The organism is Microbulbifer mixtoriginis (SeqCode) (assembly GCF_052466695.1).
Window position 1 is genome coordinate 440,589 of record NZ_CP174285.1, and the last position, 18,882, is coordinate 459,470.

The following is an 18,882-nucleotide window of genomic DNA, read 5'->3' on the forward strand; positions in this document are numbered from 1 at the left end:
CTACAAGATCTGCAACACATCTGTTGTTCAACCCTATGAAGCCTTAGTTTGAATTGGGTTTAGCTGGAAGTGGGATATCTATAGTTTATCCTTGTCCTCTCTTGTCTCTTATTATCTTCCCAATATCCTTTTCCATTTTTTCATATTCTGAAACTTTCCATGGTTCCTGTATGGCCTGATCTATCCATTCCTTTAAATTTGGTAAAGCCAATATCTTGTTGAAATATTGGTTTGTCTCTGTGCTAACTGATAAATTGTAGTTATTTATTTTAATGATTGTTGGAGAGTAGAATGCATCTGCGGCGGTAAACTTTTCGCCGGCAAGGAAAGGGCCACCAAAATTTCCAAGTCCTTCCTGCACCAGATCATCAATTCGGGTGAGCGCTTCACTAAGATTATCTGGTATTACTGGGGTGTTAACTTCTGTCGCGCAGCTTAGCGATTTGCTATTGAAGAATTCAAAGTTTGAGTGCATTTCTGCTGAAATACTGCGCGCCCAAGCTCTGGCAGACCTATTCATTGGCCAGATGAGAGAGATTTTTTCGGCTAGATACTCTGTAATTGAAAGAGAATCCCAGATTAAGAGATTGTTATCTTTCAGGCAAGGTAGTTTTCCGCTAGGTGAGAAACTGGAAAATTTTTTCCAACTATCCCCACCCTCAAAAGTGATCATCTTTTCCTCGAACGGTATACGCATCTCCTTCATTAAGAGCCAAACTCTTAAAGACCATGAAGAGTAGTTTTTATTGGCAATAAATAGCTGGTACATGATGGTTTGATTACATTTAGTAAGATGTAGTAATAGAGGCAAGCTTATTGTCTTCGATTTGATATCTCGGTTAATGAAATATTGCTATATCTATTACTTGCCATTATAGGAAAAAGACGTTCAGTAAGTTGTACTATTTCAAAATTCATTAGGGGGGTTGGATAATTGTCACTTTTCCAGATCGCAAATGACTAGTCGGTCAAAATGTTTGGTTGGTTCAATTTATAACTCCGCAGCGTTTATTTGGCGGTAAACCTAACTTTTTTCATTACACTGGTGTTTAACAACTTATTGGAGATTAACCCAGTGGGCCTATATACATCCGAGTCGGGTATGGTTGTAATGCCTATGGATAATTTACCAGTGAGAAATGATCGGGTGTATAGGTGGGGTTTTATAGGTTGTGGGAAAATTGCAAATGACTTTGCCTTGGTGCTAAATTTTCTTGAGTCAGCCCAACTCTATGCAGTTGCAGCACGAGATATTAGTCGTGCGCAGGCATTTGCAACATCGCATGGGGCTAAAAGATATTATGGGGATTATGCCCACTTATTAAATGACCCTCTTGTAGATATTGTTTATATAGCAACAACAACAGAGTTTCATGCTGAGCATGCTTTACTTGCCCTAAATGCCGGAAAGCATGTATTCATCGAAAAGCCAATCGCCCTTTCAGTAGATGATATTGTTAAAATTAAAATTTTGGCTAGCGATAAAGATCTTTTTTGTAGTGAGGCTATGTGGATGCGCTTCTTTCCTGCAGTTGAATACTGTCGGGAATTAATTAAAAAAGGTGAAATTGGAGAGGTTCAACAAGTTAGGGCGGATTTTAGTTTTGATATGAAGAGTGATGAAGGCTTGGAGTCACCAACCTGGAGAACAGGGGGTATCTTCGATGCCGGTGTGTATCCTGTTCATCAATCTTTAATGATTTGTGGAGAAAATATTAAAGAGACTGTGTGCGCAGGAATAATTGATGGTTATGGTTTTGGGCAAGTTGCCGCAGGTATGCTGTACGCTCGTTTTGAAGGATCTTTATCCGCAATCTCAGAATGGAGTATTTTATATGAAGGTGCGGAGGAAACCGATATTTATGGGTCGGAGGGTAGAATTAAGTTGCATTCTCCAGCACATACTCCAACGTGTGTTTCGGTAATTAAGTATGGCGGGAGTCGCCGAAATCCTGATAATACTATTGAAACACAGGACTTTCGTCTGCCTAGTATTCCCGGAAAATTTATCTTTCCATGCTCTGAAGGGCTGATTTATGAGGCTGCCGCTGTACAACGGTGTCTTGCTGCAGGACGCACTGAATGCCCTCAAGCTCCTATGGATGAATCATTATTGGCTATTCAGTTATTATCCGAGTGCGATCGTATCATCAAAAGTAGGGAGAACTAGATTCTTACTGCACTCAAATTTGTGATGATCAGGTGAGCTTTTTCTGAAAAGAAATCAGTGGTAATGCTTACTCTATTGAATTTGTTCAGATCAGTTTGTCAAAATTTATAAATGACAATGCCCACCAAAGAGTGGGCAAAGCCAGTTCCAATCCTGTGAGGGCTTGGGAAAACTTAAATCTTACCTACCAGGTCGAGAGACGGGGCTAAGGTTTCCTCGCCTTCCTTCCACTTGGCCGGGCATACCTCACCGGGGTGTTCGGCAACGTACTGGGCGGCTTTGATTTTACGTAGCAATTCGTTGGCGTCGCGGCCAATACCACCTGCAGTGATCTCAACGATCTGAATACGGCCTTCTGGGTCGATCACAAAGGTGCCGCGGTCTGCGATGCCTTCTTCCTCAATCATTACGCCGAAGTTACGGGTAATAGTGCCAGTGGGATCACCGATCATCGGGTACTGGATCTTACCGATGGTTTCAGAGGAATCGTGCCACGCTTTATGGGTGAAGTGGGTATCGGTGGATACGGAGTAAATCTCCACTCCCAACTTCTTGAACTCTTCATAGTTGTCGGCCAGATCGCCGAGCTCGGTGGGGCAAACAAAGGTGAAGTCGGCGGGGTAAAAGAAGAATACCGCCCACTTGCCTTTGACATCGGCATCGCTGACGTCGTGAAACTCGCCATTTTGGTAGGCTTTGGCGTTGAAGGGTTTAAGTTCAGATTCGATATAACGGGACATGGGTAACTCCTTAAGTGAATACCGCGTTGTGTCAGTAATTTCTATGGGCTTAATACTATTGATGGTTTCACTTTGATAAAAATTAACAATTTAAATATATCAGATAGCTTGTCGCTATCTTGCTGCCCTGGGGCTTGACCGGCTTGGCTGTTAGATTGTGGATGGGGACGACATCAGAGATACTCCAAAGACTTACAGCGGGCGCTGAACAGCGCAGTAATGGATATTTGGCCGCAGGACAGTGGTATGCGATTGATACGCTTATTGAAATATGACTTGGCGCGTGAAGCCGAGGATTGGGTGGATGACGGGGTGATCAGCGAGGCACAAGCAGAGTTAATTTGTGCCCGCTACCAGGTGGATTATCGCAGTGCCCGGCAGCGCTCACTAGGTTACAACGTGTTAGTGGGGCTCGCTTATCTATTTATCGCGCTTGCACTGATCACTCTGATTGGCGCCAATTGGGAAGAAATCCCCCGCGCGTTGCGTATGGGCGGTTTGATTGCGCTCACGCTGGTCACTCAGTGTGTTGCCTTGCGAGCTTATTGCACAGGGGACCGCCGTGCCGGCGAAGGGCTCTTTCTACTGGGGAACTTCTTTTTTGGTACCGCGATAATCCTGATCGCACAAATCTACCATCTGGGTGAGCATATGCCCGATGGAATCTTTTGGTGGGCAGTGGGCTGTCTGCCATTTGCCTTGATTACCCGCAGCCCTTGGCTGGCCATTCAGGTGAATGTGCTGGCACTGCTGTGGTTCTTTTTACAGGTGAGCATGGGCTATTACCCGGCGTTCTTCCCGCTCTTTATAGCGCTATCTCTCTATGTACTTTTACGCGGGCGAGCGAGCACCATTCTTATGCTGCTGCTTGTGGTGAGCATCGGCTTCTGGATCGAATTCTCGCTATCGGAATTTTGGCGTGACGAGCAGCTGGGCGCGGGGTTGAAATTTCATTCGGAGAATCTGGCGGTGGCGGTCTCCCTGTTTATTCTGCTGTATACCTTTAGTCATTGGCTGGCGCTGAGGGCTTCGCCGGTGGCCAAGGACTACGCTGCGGTGATCTCGGTGTGGTGTCTGCGTTTTGCCCTGGCCAGCCTGTTGGTATTCAGCTTCGCACAGCCTTGGGAGGCGTTGATCGAGGCCGATTGGCAACACCGGTTGTCTATGTGGCTGGTGGTGGCCGCGATGGCCAATGTTACTCTGCTGTTGGCACTGCCGGCCAGGCGCTTGATATCGAGTGGTTTGCTCTATGTGTTCTTTATTGGTGCCCTCATCACTGTCAGCAGCAGTGATAACCAAGACTTGGCGATGTATTTGCAAGTGGCTACCAATTTCGCCCTTATTGGCTGTGGTAGCTGGTTAATTTACCGGGGTATTCACGATGGTATTTCTCATTATTTCTTCCTTGGGGTGATGTTGATACTGATCACTGCATTGCTGCGTTATATCGATCTGATCGGTGATTACCTGGGGGCTGCGCTGATCTTTATATTGTTTGCGGGCCTGTTATTGGGCGCCGCCAAGTACTGGAAGTACCACCAGGGCAGGGAGGGAGCACAATGAAAAAGGGACTGATTTTTGTCTTGGGTATGGCGATAGCCGCACAGTTTTTGATTCTGGTAGGCATGTATGTAAAGGCACAGGTGCCGCTTTGGACTGGAGAGCCAATCCGGGTAAAAACGATACCGGTAGACCCCCGCTCCCTGTTTCGTGGCAACTATGCGCGCTTGAATTACGACTTTTCCCGTATTGCCAAGTCAGCCTTAACGGAAGAGCGGCGCATACGAGAGGGGGAGGTGGTGTATGTCTCCTTGAAAAAAACCCCCTCAGGGCTTTATGAATTTTCTGCGGCGAGCCTGGAAAAACCGGTCGAGGGGATATTTCTTAAGGGGCGGATTGCCGGTGCTAATCCCTGGAGTGCAGAGCAATTTTACCGCATCAAGTACGGTATAGAGGCCTACTTTGCCCCCAAAGAAAAAGCCCTGCAGTTGGAGCGGGAATTACGCGATGGTGGGATTGCCGAGCTTATGGTAGCGCCCAGTGGTCAGGTGAGCCTCAAGAGTGTAATAGGAGGCGGCTGAGTCACTCACTTTATGCTCTGGAGTTGCAACGCGAGGTTGTATTGGGCCAAGAGTCGAAGGAAAAAACAGCTCTAATGAATGGAGTCAGAATCTATGTCACAGGGAAGAAAGCGCCAGATAAATATCTTCAGCACCATGATGTGGGTGCAGGGGGCTTGCCTGTTGTTGGCAGTGATCGGACTTTGGCTTTCCGATGTGACGCTATCACCAGCAAGAGGCGATCCGTGGAGTTCTGTTGCCTGGGGAGTCTTGGGCGCACTGTTTAGCTTTGCTGTGGTTGTGGCATTGACCCGCGCCCATCATCGCGTGGGGCGTACTCTGCGTTGGTACTGTGCCCAGCTGGCGCCAATTTTCTGCAAAATGCCCTTGGCCCAGGTGGTACTGTTGTCTCTTGCCGCAGGTGTTTGTGAGGAGTTGTTATTTCGTGGCTTTCTGCAAACCTGGCTGTCGCAACTGAGCTCCCCGCTGCTGGGGTTACTCGGAGCTTCTTTCGTTTTTGCCCTTCTTCACTGGGCTTCGCTGATCTATGTGCTGCTAATTTTCGCATTTGGCTTAATCCTTGGTTTTGTCTACCAAGCCAGCGGCAGCCTATTGGGGGTGGTTGTCTGGCATGCCCTCTACGATTTTTTTGCCCTGGCCACACTTGCCTATTACCCGAAAGTATTGGGTGCGGATCGGTGGCTGGCCAAGTAACAGGCGCATTTCAGTGGTTGGATGTGTCAGCCTTACAGCAGAGTATGCGCTAGCAGTAGGGTTAGTAGGGCGGTCATGGTAAAGCCGATCAGCGCTAGCAAGCCATCGTGAGCCACCAAGGCCAGCCCAAAAATAGTGAGGGCGAAGCCCGCTGTAGTGGCCGAAAAGGGCACCAGTTCCATCAGCGGCATTGTCAGGGCGATAAGCGAGCAAGTAGTGGCAATAGCATAGGTGCCACTGCGCTTTACCAGAAAATGCAGGCGTGGCTGCATCCAGCGATCGGCAAACTCTGCCGGCCGCCTCAACCAGTGCAATGCTCGGGTCAGCTTCTTCTTGGAAATCGAACGGTTTAATAGCCACTGAGGTAGCCATACATGTTTGCGCCCCAGTAACAACTGAATGGCCACTAGTAGGAGTAATGCTGCCATGGAGGTAGATATGCCGGGCACGCCGCTTAGGGGGGAAAATAGAATCAATCCCACCACCAGCAGAAAGGGCGCATAAGAACCGAGCCCTACAGCATCTATTACCAACTCTAGGGAGACCCGTTCAGTATGCTCGCAGCTGGCTTCTATGTGTTCCAGCAGCTGGCATAGGCCGGTAAATTCCTGGGGCATAGGCTTAGGCTTCAATGCCCATTACTGATTGATCGGACAAGAACGGTGAGTCGGGATCTTCCATCCGGGATCATCCATCTGGGATCTTCCATACTGGCGCTTATGCCGGTGATAGGCTACGTAGATAAGCAGCAGGGAGGGGGCTAAAGACAGGAGCAGTCTAGATAAATAGTGCACAAACAACAACATGGCGTTCACCGCAAAGGGAATCCTATAGAGATAGTCTGTGCCGCCAAAGCCTCAATCGCCAGCCCAAAAAGGCGCTAGTTGGAAAACAATTCATCCAGAGTGAAGGTTTCTTGGCCTTTGCCCTCTTTAAGGCTCTCTCTCACCATCTTTGCCGCTACCTGAGCCCCCTCAATTGGGCGATAACGCTGTAGTCCGGGGAGTCGGCAGATCCAGGGTAATAATATGGCGCCAATTTTCTCTGCTGGGCGGGAATCGCCCCGCTCACCTAAAAGTAGGGAAGGGCGAAAGATACTGGTTCGTGTAAAGGGCAAAGATAAAATTTCCTGTTCAAGTTCCCCCTTCATTTGCAAGTAGGCATTGCCACTTTTGGTATTGGCACCGCTAGAGGATACCAGCAGGTAATGCGACACCCCATTATCCGCGGCGAGCTTTGCCGCCTGGTATTGATACTCCACATCCACCTTATGTTGTTGCTCCAGGCTGCCTGCTTGTTTTTTGGTAGTGCCAAGGCAGGAAAAAAGCAAGTCACCATGGAATAAGTCTGCATAGTCCGTCAGATGTTCAAAGTCCACAATTTCATTGCGTACCTTGGGGTGGCGAATAGGGACATTTCGGCGGGTAAGAGTGATTATCTCATCGATAGCGGATTCCTTTGCCAACAGTTCAACCAGTTCACTGCCAATCAGTCCCGTTGCACCGATAATAATTGCCTTCATTATAAAAATTTCCGATTCATACATTTGCCAATTAGCTGATGATCCACTATTTAGGGGTGGTGTTGTCAAGTGTATTGGTCCCTTTCCCCGCTGTAAATTTTCCGACTATTTTTTTAAATAAATGGACGATTTATTTAAAAAATTAATTCTAAAAATAAATGTAGAAATGTTTGCTTATTACATATTAATCTCCTTCGTAATTGTTGGTGAAGGTATCAACCCTTTTAGGGAGTCGGATTGAACAATGCTATTTGATTACTCGAAACAGAAGTTGCCTATTCGTGAAGGTCTACGTGAGGCAAATTTAAAAGCCTGGCAGTTTATTGGGGAGACCGGTAATTGGTGGTCTGCCCAGCAGCACCTTGCCATTGCCAGAGAGGTGCGTGCAGCACATGAATGTGCATTTTGCCGAGAGCGGAAGAAAGCGCTTTCACCTTATCAGGTGGAGGGGCGGCATGAATCTAATTCGGAACTTTCTGAAGTTATTGTCGATACAGTTCACCGAATAGTGACAGACTCATCCCGCTTAAGTGAAGAGTGGTTTAAAAGACTAATACCCTCAGAAATCTCCAAGGGACAGTATGTGGAGTTGGTCGCTGTAGTTGTATTTGTCATGAATGTGGATACCTTCCATCGGGCACTGGGTTTACCTTTGGAGGCATTGCCAGAAATTCAAACTTTAGTGAATGAATCGCCATCGCAATATATTCCCGAAGGCCTGGAAGAGGGTGCAGCCTGGGTGCCAATGATCGGCAAGGGCCAGTGTGCCGAGGAGGAGCAAGATTTATATAGGGATGTCCCCAAGCCCACTAATGTGCTTAGAGCTTTGAGTTTGGTACCAGAGGCGGTGCGTTGTCAGCGCTATATGGAGAATCGTTATTACTTTTTACCCTCTGAAGTCATGCAGGTAGGTGAGAGTCACGATCGTGCGCTATCTCGTATAGAAATTGAGTTAGTCGCTACCAGGGTGTCGATGAATAACGAGTGTTTCTATTGTTCGGCATCTCACGCAATGTTGCTGCAAGTAAGCGGAGAGGTGCAGGGTAAGCAGCAAAATATCACCGACTTGCTCTCTTCGGAAAGAGCGGCAGCTAGTGAAAATAATGGACCTGGTAATGGGGGAATTTCCGGGGAGTATGCGGAGCTTATTGGTTTTGTGGACGCTGCTATGGGGGATGATAATCAGCAACTTGTCCTCGCCAGGGAGAAGTTATCCAGGGAGCATGGTGATTCTGCACTGGTGGATACGGCCGCGCTAATAGGCAGTTTCCAGCGTATGAATCGTATTGCCAGCGCCACAGGAATAGAGTTGGATAAAGAAGTGGATCTGTTAAGTCAGCAGGCACAAAGTCAACTGGCGCTGGATACATATGCCCAGGCAAGTGAGACGACGGCCGGGGGTAAGGCATTGGGGTGGCTGTTTGCCAAGGTTCGCCCGATTTTGTTTAAAATGGTGGGGAAAAGAGCCAGGGATAGGGCTTAAGTAGCAAGCTACTCTCCCTTTGGAATAGTGAGCCAGGTTCAAAAAATGCCTATGGTGGGCAAAAAAGCCCATATGCCAATGAGGATGAGTCGCCTACCGTTATAATCGTTATCGGTATAGTGTGGATCTTGATGGACCCGCTTCAATAGTGGGTTAAAAGGTCTACTCAAGGTTTGGTGCAGTAAATATAAAGCAAGGTGCACCACGGAGAAATTGAGTGTAATCATTCCTGGCAAAACCTTCTGGTCAATCTTGGTGCAAAATTTAATGAACCAACAGATACAGTACATTTACCCAAAAGTACTTCACTGGGCTGATGGCTGCCCTGCATCTCCTGCTTGCGCATAGGCATACGGTCTATGCGCTGAAAAATTTCTACAGGGGAAAAGGTAACTGTACGATATTTTTCTCTGCCATCCTTGCCAATTAGCACAACTTGTTCACTATTTCCCTTGAAGTATTCATCGCGAATATTTTTACCAAAATCCCCAGTAATTTTTCCTGCATAATTGGTTTCAATTTTGTCACCTGAAAATAAAAACCAAATAAGTTGTCTCTCAGCAAATTGTGGCCCCAGCTTGAGCAGTGACTCTAGGGTTTCAGGGGGCTTTGGTGGGTTTGCTAGCAGTAAAATACGATTTTTCCATTGAAAATCTTTGAGGTTACTTATAGCTGTTTCTTCGGCGGCAAGCTGTAAGGATTGAATAAGTAATAGCAAGAAAAATAGTATACGCATTATCACAACTCTGCTATTTAGATTGCTAAATACATTGGAGTTTAGCTGAGTAAACTCAACTAAGCTTAAGTAGTACCCTTTGTGGCACTCCAAAAGAAACGGTTTTGGGTGACCCTTTCAAGCTTACCGGTTTTTGTAATCAGGTTTTAGGATAAAAAATCGAATCTGCGATAGATTAGCGTATTGCATGGTGTGGTCGAACTCCCCTGGCCTAACAATCAAATTGGAGTTTCTGAAGCTGGTACCATTTATGGCACATATGCAGGAGCCTACCCAGCAGTCAAACCGTTTAGGCCTATTAGCCATTTATGTTGCCCTTTTTATCATTGCCATTGATATCAGTGCATTCTCCCCGGCGATTCCCGCAATAGAAAGGGAGATGAATATGAATATTACCACTTCACAGTGGGTAATTAATGGCTATGGGCTGGTTTTTGGGGTAATGGTTGTTACCGGTGGCCGTATTGCCGACATTATTGGGCGGCGCCGTACCTTCATCATTGGTGCGTGTATATTCCTTATCTTTTCCCTGCTCGGAGGGCTAGCTGTAAATGTTCCAATGCTGTTGGCCGCCAGGGCTGCAATGGGTATTGGGGCCGCCTTAATGTGGCCATCAATTCTGGGGATGGCTTACAACCTTATGCCAGAAGAACGCGCTGGGGAAACCGGCGGATTAATTATGGCCATCTGCGGTCTTGCCAATACTTTGGGGCCAGTAGTGGGGGGAGTGTTGGCAGATCTACTGAGTTGGCGCTGGCTATTCTTTTTCAACTTGCCCATCGCTACTGCGGCGGTCTACATGTGCTGGAAATATATCCCGATCGATACACCTTATGACCCAAACGAAAAAATTGACTATTTGGGGGTTTTGACCCTTACGGGTTCTTTGTTAAGTTTTCTCTTGGCCTTAAATTTCGCTTCTGAAAATGGCTTTATGAATCCCTTGGTAGTGGGGTTATTAACCTCCTTTCTTCTGTTTACGGTTGCTTTTGTACTGATTGAAACAAAAGAGCGAGATTTCGCCCTGATACCTCAGGATATCATTAAGAATAAGCGATTCTTTGCCGCAGGAGCTGTTACCCTTTTTACCTCCGTAACTTTTTTTTCCGTGATCTTGTATTTGCCACAATACTTAACCAATGTGCGGGGTTTCTCTACTATTCAGTCCGGCTTGTCCCTGGTACCCATGATGGTCGCTTTTGGCATGATGTCCTTTATTGCAGGTAAATTATATTTGCGTACCGGAGGGAAAATATTGGTATGTGTTGGAATTTTGGGCATGAGCCTGGGGATGTTTTACTTGTCCAGGCTGGGAGAAGGGTATAACTACATCTTAGGGCTGATTATATTAGGAGCTGGCCTGGGGCTGTTTAACCCCTCGACAACCACAATGGTTATTGCGGTTGTAAATCCCAACCGCGCTAGTTTAGCAAGTGCTATTATCTATATGCTCAAAATTACCGGTGGAGCGGTAGGGCTTGGTGTAAATGCGGCCATATTGGGTTTCTCTCCAGATATCACATCGGGTATTAGCTTGGCATTTGAGGTAAACGCTTGTTTTGCTTTTGTGGGCTTTGTTGTTGCTTTCATGTTTATGAGCGCTCCTAGAATTCCAGAGCGGGAAGGCGGGTAGTCACTGAAGTGCAAGACCATATGATGAAAGTGAAGGAAGCTGCGAATCTATCCGAATGGATTGCAGAATTGCTGAGGGATTTACAGTGGTGAGTCAGCTACAGATTTCCAGAGGGCAGGTTTATGGCTTATTTGCTGCCGCTCTGGCCTTATTTATGGTCGCGATTGATATGAGCGCCTTCTCCCCTGCATTGCCAGCTATGCAGCGTGAGTTTGGATTTGATATCACCACTTCGCAATGGGTGATTAATGGTTATGTACTTGTCTTTGGTATTTTGGTGGTCACTGGCGGTCGCATAGCGGATATCTATGGCAGAAAACGTGCATTTATGGTGGGAACGGCTATTTTTGCTCTCTGCTCATTAATTGGTGGCCTCGCTATTGATATGGCCATGTTGCTGGTAGTCCGCTGTCTGATGGGGATAGGTGCAGCGTTAATGTGGCCCTCTGTTATAGGTATGACCTATAGCCTGGTTCCCAAAGAGTATGCTGGGCAGGTTGGTGGGGGCTTGATGGCAGTATTGGGGGTGGCAAATATTGTTGGGCCTGTGGCTGGAGGGGTGTTGGCTGAATATTTAAGTTGGAGGTGGATTTTTTTTATAAATATTCCTCTTGCGATTACCATAATTTGTTTTTGCTGGAAGTCAGTTCCTGATGATGCTCCCAAAATTTCACGGGAGAAGATAGATTATCTGGGAGTTTTGACGTTGAGTATTTCTCTGTTCAGTCTTTTGATTTCTTTGAATTTGGCTGCCGAAATTGGTTTCAGAGATCTATTGGTGATCTATCTGATAATGCTATTCTTAGTGTTCATCTGCTTGTTTATTATTGTGGAAAAGCGCAATCAAGAGGTTGCATTAATTCCTGCTGATATTGTCTCTAATAAAACATTTTCTCTGGTAAGTTTGGTTACTCTTTTATCGGCAGTGATGTTTTTTGCCGTTATTTTGTTTTTGCCCCAGTTTTTAATTGAATATCTGGGGTTTACTGCAGTTCAGTCTGGTGTAGGAATGATCCCCATTATGGCAACCTTTGCCCTGACCTCCTATCTATCGGGTGTTCTGCATAAACAGCTGGGGGCTAAATTGTTGATATGTGGGGGGCTTGTCTGCAAAGGCGCTGGAATATTTTCACTATCTTATCTGAACAAAGAAACAGAATATCTTGAACTTATACCCGGATTGATTATTTTGGGGATTGGCATTGGCTTGTTCAATCCGGCGGTGACTACCGCTGCGATATCAGTGGTAGATTCTGCGCGCTCAAGCTTGGCGAGTGCGATTCTTTATATGTTCAAGATTGCAGGAGGTGCCTTGGGCTTGGGAATCAATGCGGCTATTGTAGGTTTTGCGCCAGATGTGGTGAGTGGTATTGGTTGGGCCTATACGGTAAATGCTTATTTTGCTCTTAGTGCGTTTGTGATTGCTGTTTTCTTTCTTCCCGGGCAGTTACCAAAAGCCTTCTCGAGACGGCAGTAATAATGAAATTTAATCGTTTTAAAAGATCCTATGTTGGGTTCGTAAATGTGATCAGGAGCGTGGTTTGATAATGTGTTGAGTTCGATTTGAGATCTAGTGCGCAGGAGGTTTCAATTAATGCCCGCGCTAAATTCTACTCTAGGAAAGGAACAATATTTAGGGCTCGCGGCCTTATCAGTGGCTGTGTTCCTTGTGGCAAATGACTTTACGGCTTTTGCTCCTGCATTACCTGCTATTGAAAATGAATTTAATGTAGACATTACCACTTCCCAGTGGATTATTAATGGCTATGCGCTGGTCTTTGGGGTGCTGATCATTACTGGTGGTCGGCTTGCTGATCTCTACGGTAGAAGAGGTGTATTTTTTTGCGGTACCCTGATTTTTATATTTTTCTCCATTTTAGGCGGATTGGCAGTTAATGCTAATATGCTGTTGATTTCCCGAGCTTTGATGGCAGTTGGGGCAGCGTTGATGTGGCCATCAATTCTGGGGATGACCTATAACTTGATGCCCGATGACCGCTCTGGCCAGGCTGGCGGGCTGATTATGGCAGTTTGCGCTTTTGCTAATGCCGTAGGCCCAGTACTGGGAGGAATACTGGCGGACCTTTTAAGCTGGCGGTGGATTTTTTTAATCAATATCCCTATAGCATCAATCGCACTATTTGTCTGCTGGAAAGTAGTTCCGTTTACACCACCAGAGCAGACAGAAGAGAAAATTGATTATCCAGGTGTAGCAACACTTTCTATTTCACTATTTGGACTATTGTTTGCGTTGGATATTTCTGGGCAGATTGGCTTCAAGCATCCATTGGTTATTGTTTTGTTGACGATATTTTTAGTTTTTATATGTTTATTTTCCGTTATTGAATGTCGCATAGGGCGTACTGCATTGGTTCCAGGTGATGTTATCGGCAATAAAAAATTTCTTTCAGCAAGTGTTGTTACCCTGTTAGTCGCTGTTTTATATTTTTCAGCCTTACTTTATATTCCGCAGTTTTTGACAAAAACACAGGGGTATAGTGCGATGCAATCTGGTATGTCATTGATTCCATTGATGGTTGTTTCGGGAATCTTTGCTTATATATCAGGGCGTTTTTATGAGCTGATTGGGCCAAGGTGGTTGGCTGGGGCAGGCACACTCTGTATGTGCGTAGGAATGTTTATGTTGTCTCATCTAAGCGACAATACCGGATTCATTAGCCTTTTGCCGGGTATGATGATGTTGGGTACAGGCATTGGCCTCTTTAACCCTGCAGTTACCACTGCTGCAATCACTGCTGTATCACCAAGTCGAGCCAGTTTGGCCGGAGCCGTATTATATATGTTTAAAATTGCTGGAGGTGCCATTGGTCTTGGGATGAATGCGACTATTGTGGCTTTTTCACCAGATATCTCTTCAGGTATTGACCGGGCGTTTGCGGTTAATGCTTATCTTGCACTTGCAGGGTTGATAGGGTGCCTGTTTTTTGTGGCTGCTAGCGAGCAGAAGGAAGTATCTACTTGACTGAATTTTATCTTTTCTTCGACTTATAGGTTTAGAGTCGTAGCGAGGCAATATTTCAAATATTTTAATCTTAATTTTGAATAATAAAAATACTTAAAAAATGATTTTATAATTCAATGGTCATCCCAAAGAAGAGCTATCTCTAGGGGTTTCGGAAAGGGTTCTGCAGTAGTCAGAATGATACTTTTTATTTTGCCAGTCCTTGGGCTATAAAAAACAATAGGTTTCTAAATTATCGAGACCGTGATTGATAGAAGTTTTATGAGTTATTTTAAGGTGCAGATTTTCAACAAATAATCATGTTATAGGTTCTATCCAGGGAAAATAAATATGATCGGTACAAGTCTTTCTATAAATTATAGGAGCTCTTGGGGCTGTCATTTCAAGGTGGAAGCTACACTTCTCAAGTACCCGCTCTGAAGTAAAATGATTTTTGGTTACTACCGCTCTGTAGTGGGTGATACCATGCTCTAAGGTTGCCCATTCCATCAAGGCTGTCAATGATTCGGTACTATACTTTTTTCCGTGAAATTCAGGTAGCAATAAATAGCCAACTTCGGCGATACCATTCTCTACTAGGAAGCCCAGTAACGCCTATTTTTTCGCCTGAATTTTGATCTGAAATAACCAAGCACAACCACGCATTGGCGGTGGCTTTCCAGGGGATCAGGTCCTTCTTTCTGGTTTCCAAGCTGATTGCACCTTAAATCGCTTAATAAGATCCTGAATCTTGGGGCTCATACAGCTTGCGGATTCTATTTCTTGATATACCCTGTCAGTTGCTCGTTTACCTGCGTCTAGAAGTATCTGCGCTGTTTGTTTTTCTGTTAGTTGGGGCCTTTTCTCTTTAAGGTATTGAGATGACATACGTGTTACCAGCTCATAATTTGCCAGGAATGAAGCTAACTCTGGTTTTTTAGGTTGGTAACACTTACCAGCAGCGGCACTAGACAAGGTAAAGTGTTCATACATCTTAAGGATCTCAGGCGTACTCTGGGCAGTGGAGTTTGAACTGGATAAAAGTGCGATGGATCGAGTTATTATGAATTGCATAACATTTCCATATGTTCAATGGTCTGCCCTTATTTTAACTTAGAAAGCTTAGTTTTTACACTGCTTGAATAATTGCTTTCACTATAAGGTGGCTTACTTGGCTGGAAAATAGATTTTTTGGTTTTACCAGAAATGCCAAGTAGCCATCGATATTATCTTTATAGTATTTTTGGTCATCTTTGGGTTCACATTTACTACTGAGAGGGTAGGGAGCTGAAAAGCTTCTTTTTGTATTCCATCCATTTTTTCATGGATTCATTATTTCTTATAAGTTCCTGCATTTTATGCATGGACTCTAGATGCTTCGGTTCTTTTTGCTGATACATCTCTATGCCATGTTTCTTACTAAGTTCCGCAATCTCTTTAAATGAGTTTGCTTACAATTCAATATCACAAGCGCTACCTAATTGCTTGCAGGTCATAGTTTTCATATCGAGCTCCTTTTGTGAAAGACAATTGATTTTTGGGAGGGCTAATTTTAGGACAACTGTAGATTTGAAGAGGTAATGGTGGAGAGGTACAGATTGGGATACTTGAGCGATAGATGGTATTGCTAAGCTTGCTGCAGCTCTTTGAGAGGGCTTTTGTGTGTACTTATGGGTATTAACGGGCCTTACAAAGGGCCATGTGGCCACAGTTATTAGACTCAAAAATCTTATGCGTGCCTAACCATTACCTTAATAGTAATATCTTGCGCTTGTTTGAATGCTCGTGATAGAGACTAATTGTAGTGGTCTAATCCTTCCGAGCACTTGGCTTCTTTGCACCCGTGATAAAGGGATTTTTGAAGTTCATTAAGTTCGCTTGGTAGGATGGTGAGAATAAGCATGAATTGCTTCGTTAGGTATCAGGCATGGACTCCTTGATATTATGATGAAGTCTAGTTAATAGAGTCTTCACGAGGCTTGTTGCTTAAGCCATTGTCGAGGGGAGCATCCCACGCAGGCTTTAAAGGCGCGTGACAAGGCGGCCTCGCTTCCATAGCCAACTTCCTCTACCACCAGTTTGAATGGCAAGCCCTGTTTCAAAGCGCGCTGTACTAACGATATCCGCCAACGCTGCAAGTATGCAGCTGGAGTGGTGCCAACTTGATCACGAAAAGATCTGGCAAATACACTCCGCGACATGCCAGCTTGTTGGGCCAGCTCTTCTAAGGACCAGTCATGTGCGGGCTGTTCATGTATGGCAATCAGCGCTAAGCGCAAGCGTGGGTGTGCCATACCAGCCAGTATACCAACCTGTGTCAGCCCTTCCTCCATCAAGTGCCGAAGTACCCGAATTACTATGACTTCGAATAGGCGATCCAGTATTGCCTGGCGACCACAGTTTTGGGCGAAAGCTTCTTCAAAAATCAGGTCCAGTACACTTTTTGAATCGGATATAGCTGACAATGGAAGGCAGATAAAGTCGGGCAGGGCTGCCGCTATAGGATTACCAGGGCCGCCATCAAAGCTAAGGTTGGCACAGGCAAAATCTGCCCCACTCCTGGAGTCTGTAATAAAGCGATGTGCCAACGGTCGCGGGTAGAACAGCAGACTGGGCTCTGTAATCTGCAATGTCGGACCACTGCTGTGGTTGACCTCGACAGTGCCCTGGCGAATCAAATGGAGCTGTCCCATATCACCGTCGCCATTTAGCCCATTAATACCGCATAAAGTGCCTGTGTGGAATACGCGTGCTGTGATTGAGAACTTATCCAGCAGGGCAGCCAGCCGATCCCCCATTCTGATACTCCTGGTTAACTTATAAAGACTTATTGTTACATATCGTCTCGATTCTGGGGGTAAATTTAAACCCGTTGACAGATATGAATCCCGGCTCTTCACAAAACCAAGGAGTATTATCATGCCGCTAGAAAAAGTCCTCTACACAGCCGAGGCTACCGCTACAGGTGGTCGGGAGGGGCGAGCACTATCAACTGATGGTGCCCTCGACGTCCAACTTTCAACACCACGAGAACTTGGTGGTGCAGGTGGTAACGGCACCAATCCTGAACAGCTATTTGCGGCAGGCTATTCCGCCTGTTTTCTGGGTGCATTGAAGCATGTCGCAGCTCAAGAAAAAATCACTCTGCCAGATAGTTCACGGGTTACCAGCAAGGTCGGCATAGGCCCGATACCCACAGGTTTTGGCATTCAGGTGGCGCTGTGTATCAGCTTGCCCGGACTGACGGAGACTGTGGTGCAGCTGCTGATTAACAGGGCCCATATCGTATGTCCCTATTCAAATGCAACCCGTGGAAACATTGATGTACACCTTGTGCCCGCTGAATAAGTGGCCGGCATTTCCCAATACCTGATTTAAATGCTTCGAAGGAGAAGCCAGTATGAATCCCTTAACTCGTAAGATAGGTGCTCTTGGAATAGCTCTCCTTACTATATTCAGTGCAATACAATCTTCAGCTGACTCAAAATCTGGTAAAGCTGCCGAGTCTGCTAATAGTTATTCTAAGACAGCCAGCACCATCACCACTCGTGATGGAGTGCAGCTTTACTACAAGGATTGGGGGCCAAAGGACGGGCCGGTTGTAACCTTCAGCCATGGTTGGCCACTAAGCTCGGACAGCTGGGAGTCGCAGATGACATTCCTGGCATCCAAAGGTTATCGCGTTGTGGCGCATGATAGGCGAGGGCACGGCCGCTCCAGCCAGTCCTGGGACGGTAATGATATGGATCATTACGCAGATGATCTGGCAGCCGTCATCAAAGCGCTGGACCTGAAAGATGTGACCCTGGTGGGTTTTTCCACTGGTGGCGGTGAAGTCGCGCGCTATATCGGCCGACATGGTACAGGTCGCGTTAAGAAAGCCGCGCTGATCTCAGCCGTGACACCGCTTATGCTTAAGACCAACACCAACCCAGGTGGTTTGCCGCTGGAAGTATTTGATGGTCTCCGTAAAGGCTCCCTGGAAAACCGCTCTCAACTTTACCTGGATATCGCATCTGGACCATTTTTCGGATTTAACCGTCCAGATGCAGAGCCCTCGCAAGGTTTGATTCAGTCATTCTGGGCGCAGGGAATGCGAGGTGGACACAAGAATACCTACGATTCTATCGCTGCCTTTTCGGCTACAGATTTCCGTGGGGACCTGAAGAAATTTGATGTGCCTACGTTGATAGTTCATGGGGATGACGACCAGATTGTTCCCATCGATAATTCGGCCCGTGCCGCAGCAAAAATTGTCCGCAATGCTAAGTTGGTTGTTTATCCCGGTGCGCCGCATGGCCTTGCCGACACTCATAAAGAGCAACTCAATCACGACTTGTTGAAGTTTTTACAGGACAGGTAATTAGCACCAGGAGTGCCCTGCGAAAGCAGGGCAGCCTCCAAGAATACTTTTTTTAGTTTTGACAATACTGGCCATACCTTCGCAGTTAGAAAATGGGTGTAAATTAAATGCGTGATATAACAATTGTAGGTGGCGGTTAATCGGGCCTGAATCGAAGCCTCCCCCCTTTGTGATGGCTCGTAAAAACTTCCTGTTTGCGTCTTTGGTCAATGACTCTAAAGCATTAAGCCTGCACTTCAGTTTGATCCACACTGCTAATCCGTTGAGGATTATGAGGCATTGCTGTCCCAGAAATATCCAACTTGAGTAGGTTGGGCTAGCAATAGTCGCGTCGCGAAAGATAAGAACGTTGCTAGTAAGAGAGGTTGGCACAGGCTGCATCCCTATATATTTATCGATTAACAACACTCTCTTGGGATTTTCTGGCTGGCCATTCAACGAACCAACTTGAATGCCTTGAATAGAGTCCTCACTTGGTCCTAGTGAGATCGCTTACATA

Annotated in this window: 17 protein-coding genes; 10 read left to right on the top strand and 7 right to left on the bottom strand. The window is 46.0% G+C overall.

Annotated elements, in window-relative coordinates; all coding sequences use genetic code 11:
* Positions 1 to 85: 85 nt before the first annotated feature.
* The gene (locus ACJJI0_RS01835) at positions 86 to 769 is read right to left on the bottom strand and encodes a glutathione S-transferase N-terminal domain-containing protein (RefSeq protein ID WP_444884414.1); all 684 of its coding nucleotides are present in this window, start codon (positions 767 to 769) and stop codon (positions 86 to 88) included.
* Positions 770 to 1,117: 348 nt separating this feature from the next.
* On the opposite strand from ACJJI0_RS01835, the gene ACJJI0_RS01840 reads away from it, so the two are divergent.
* On the top strand, positions 1,118 to 2,170 hold the full coding sequence (locus tag ACJJI0_RS01840; RefSeq protein WP_444884415.1) for a Gfo/Idh/MocA family protein: 1,053 nt from the start codon (positions 1,118 to 1,120) through the stop codon (positions 2,168 to 2,170).
* Between the two features lie 173 nt (positions 2,171 to 2,343).
* Here the strand turns inward: ACJJI0_RS01840 and ahpC are convergent, their stop codons facing one another.
* A complete protein-coding gene (gene ahpC / locus ACJJI0_RS01845; protein ID WP_444884416.1) occupies positions 2,344 to 2,910 on the bottom strand; it encodes an alkyl hydroperoxide reductase subunit C in 567 nt (188 codons plus the stop codon).
* Between the two features lie 246 nt (positions 2,911 to 3,156).
* Between ahpC and ACJJI0_RS01850 the strand changes: the two genes are divergently transcribed.
* The 3 genes from ACJJI0_RS01850 (at position 3,157) to ACJJI0_RS01860 (ending at position 5,684) form a co-directional block, all read left to right on the top strand.
* Positions 3,157 to 4,473: a DUF2157 domain-containing protein gene (locus tag ACJJI0_RS01850; RefSeq protein ID WP_444884417.1), complete on the top strand. Its 1,317-nt coding sequence runs from the start codon at positions 3,157 to 3,159 to the stop codon at positions 4,471 to 4,473.
* Positions 4,470 to 4,991, top strand: a complete 522-nt coding sequence (locus tag ACJJI0_RS01855; RefSeq protein WP_444884418.1) for a GDYXXLXY domain-containing protein — start codon at positions 4,470 to 4,472, stop codon at positions 4,989 to 4,991. The genes ACJJI0_RS01850 and ACJJI0_RS01855 overlap by 4 nt, the downstream gene beginning before the upstream one ends.
* Before the next feature lie 93 nt (positions 4,992 to 5,084).
* Positions 5,085 to 5,684, top strand: coding sequence for a CPBP family intramembrane glutamic endopeptidase (locus ACJJI0_RS01860; RefSeq protein WP_444884419.1), 600 nt, complete (start codon positions 5,085 to 5,087; stop codon positions 5,682 to 5,684).
* Between the two features lie 32 nt (positions 5,685 to 5,716).
* Here the strand turns inward: ACJJI0_RS01860 and ACJJI0_RS01865 are convergent, their stop codons facing one another.
* Together ACJJI0_RS01865 and ACJJI0_RS01870 are read right to left on the bottom strand one after the other, a co-directional pair.
* A complete protein-coding gene (locus ACJJI0_RS01865; RefSeq protein ID WP_444884420.1) occupies positions 5,717 to 6,301 on the bottom strand; it encodes an exopolysaccharide biosynthesis protein in 585 nt (194 codons plus the stop codon).
* A gap of 263 nt (positions 6,302 to 6,564) precedes the next feature.
* Entirely contained in the window at positions 6,565 to 7,206 is a 642-nt protein-coding gene (locus tag ACJJI0_RS01870) for an NAD-dependent epimerase/dehydratase family protein (RefSeq protein ID WP_444884421.1), read from the bottom strand.
* A 244-nt stretch (positions 7,207 to 7,450) separates the two neighbouring features.
* Between ACJJI0_RS01870 and ACJJI0_RS01875 the strand changes: the two genes are divergently transcribed.
* Positions 7,451 to 8,689: an alkylhydroperoxidase-related (seleno)protein gene (locus tag ACJJI0_RS01875; protein ID WP_444884422.1), complete on the top strand. Its 1,239-nt coding sequence runs from the start codon at positions 7,451 to 7,453 to the stop codon at positions 8,687 to 8,689.
* 223 nt (positions 8,690 to 8,912) lie between these two features.
* On the opposite strand, the gene ACJJI0_RS01880 is transcribed toward ACJJI0_RS01875, so the two are convergent.
* On the bottom strand, positions 8,913 to 9,425 hold the full coding sequence (locus ACJJI0_RS01880) for a DUF4174 domain-containing protein (RefSeq protein WP_444884423.1): 513 nt from the start codon (positions 9,423 to 9,425) through the stop codon (positions 8,913 to 8,915).
* Positions 9,426 to 9,675: 250 nt separating this feature from the next.
* Here ACJJI0_RS01880 and ACJJI0_RS01885 point away from each other — a divergent pair, with 250 nt between their 5' ends.
* From ACJJI0_RS01885 to ACJJI0_RS01895, 3 genes are all read left to right on the top strand, one after another.
* Complete coding sequence (locus ACJJI0_RS01885) at positions 9,676 to 11,058, top strand: MFS transporter (protein WP_444884424.1); 1,383 nt, start codon at positions 9,676 to 9,678, stop codon at positions 11,056 to 11,058.
* A gap of 88 nt (positions 11,059 to 11,146) precedes the next feature.
* Complete coding sequence (locus ACJJI0_RS01890; RefSeq protein WP_444884425.1) at positions 11,147 to 12,535, top strand: MFS transporter; 1,389 nt, start codon at positions 11,147 to 11,149, stop codon at positions 12,533 to 12,535.
* Positions 12,536 to 12,652: 117 nt separating this feature from the next.
* Positions 12,653 to 14,041 (top strand): MFS transporter, encoded by a 1,389-nt coding sequence (locus ACJJI0_RS01895; RefSeq protein ID WP_444884426.1) that lies wholly within the window; start codon positions 12,653 to 12,655, stop codon positions 14,039 to 14,041.
* A 297-nt stretch (positions 14,042 to 14,338) separates the two neighbouring features.
* Here the strand turns inward: ACJJI0_RS01895 and ACJJI0_RS01900 are convergent, their stop codons facing one another.
* Positions 14,339 to 14,629 carry a GNAT family N-acetyltransferase gene (locus ACJJI0_RS01900; protein ID WP_444885903.1) on the bottom strand — a complete coding sequence of 97 codons (291 nt, stop codon included), beginning with the start codon at positions 14,627 to 14,629 and terminating at the stop codon, positions 14,339 to 14,341.
* Positions 14,630 to 15,990: 1,361 nt separating this feature from the next.
* Complete coding sequence (locus tag ACJJI0_RS01905; protein ID WP_444884427.1) at positions 15,991 to 16,818, bottom strand: AraC family transcriptional regulator; 828 nt, start codon at positions 16,816 to 16,818, stop codon at positions 15,991 to 15,993.
* A gap of 121 nt (positions 16,819 to 16,939) precedes the next feature.
* Here ACJJI0_RS01905 and ACJJI0_RS01910 point away from each other — a divergent pair, with 121 nt between their 5' ends.
* Positions 16,940 to 17,368: an organic hydroperoxide resistance protein gene (locus ACJJI0_RS01910; protein ID WP_444884428.1), complete on the top strand. Its 429-nt coding sequence runs from the start codon at positions 16,940 to 16,942 to the stop codon at positions 17,366 to 17,368.
* A gap of 52 nt (positions 17,369 to 17,420) precedes the next feature.
* The gene (locus ACJJI0_RS01915) at positions 17,421 to 18,383 is read left to right on the top strand and encodes an alpha/beta fold hydrolase (RefSeq protein WP_444884429.1); all 963 of its coding nucleotides are present in this window, start codon (positions 17,421 to 17,423) and stop codon (positions 18,381 to 18,383) included.
* The last annotated feature ends 499 nt before the right edge of the window (positions 18,384 to 18,882 follow it).

What these genes read in the sequence shown, in the direction of transcription:
- ACJJI0_RS01870 (WP_444884421.1), bottom strand. Translation starts at nt 7,206, where the DNA reads ATGAAGGCAATTATTATCGGTGCAACGGGACTGATTGGCAGTGAACTG.
- ACJJI0_RS01875 (WP_444884422.1), top strand. Translation starts at nt 7,451, where the DNA reads ATGCTATTTGATTACTCGAAACAGAAGTTGCCTATTCGTGAAGGTCTA.
- ACJJI0_RS01895 (WP_444884426.1), top strand. Translation starts at nt 12,653, where the DNA reads ATGCCCGCGCTAAATTCTACTCTAGGAAAGGAACAATATTTAGGGCTC.
- ACJJI0_RS01850 (WP_444884417.1), top strand. Translation starts at nt 3,157, where the DNA reads ATGCGATTGATACGCTTATTGAAATATGACTTGGCGCGTGAAGCCGAG.
- ACJJI0_RS01915 (WP_444884429.1), top strand. Translation starts at nt 17,421, where the DNA reads ATGAATCCCTTAACTCGTAAGATAGGTGCTCTTGGAATAGCTCTCCTT.
- ACJJI0_RS01840 (WP_444884415.1), top strand. Translation starts at nt 1,118, where the DNA reads ATGGATAATTTACCAGTGAGAAATGATCGGGTGTATAGGTGGGGTTTT.
- ACJJI0_RS01885 (WP_444884424.1), top strand. Translation starts at nt 9,676, where the DNA reads ATGGCACATATGCAGGAGCCTACCCAGCAGTCAAACCGTTTAGGCCTA.
- ACJJI0_RS01855 (WP_444884418.1), top strand. Translation starts at nt 4,470, where the DNA reads ATGAAAAAGGGACTGATTTTTGTCTTGGGTATGGCGATAGCCGCACAG.
- ACJJI0_RS01905 (WP_444884427.1), bottom strand. Translation starts at nt 16,818, where the DNA reads ATGGGGGATCGGCTGGCTGCCCTGCTGGATAAGTTCTCAATCACAGCA.
- ACJJI0_RS01910 (WP_444884428.1), top strand. Translation starts at nt 16,940, where the DNA reads ATGCCGCTAGAAAAAGTCCTCTACACAGCCGAGGCTACCGCTACAGGT.
- ahpC (WP_444884416.1), bottom strand. Translation starts at nt 2,910, where the DNA reads ATGTCCCGTTATATCGAATCTGAACTTAAACCCTTCAACGCCAAAGCC.
- ACJJI0_RS01860 (WP_444884419.1), top strand. Translation starts at nt 5,085, where the DNA reads ATGTCACAGGGAAGAAAGCGCCAGATAAATATCTTCAGCACCATGATG.
- ACJJI0_RS01865 (WP_444884420.1), bottom strand. Translation starts at nt 6,301, where the DNA reads ATGCCCCAGGAATTTACCGGCCTATGCCAGCTGCTGGAACACATAGAA.
- ACJJI0_RS01835 (WP_444884414.1), bottom strand. Translation starts at nt 769, where the DNA reads ATGTACCAGCTATTTATTGCCAATAAAAACTACTCTTCATGGTCTTTA.
- ACJJI0_RS01880 (WP_444884423.1), bottom strand. Translation starts at nt 9,425, where the DNA reads ATGCGTATACTATTTTTCTTGCTATTACTTATTCAATCCTTACAGCTT.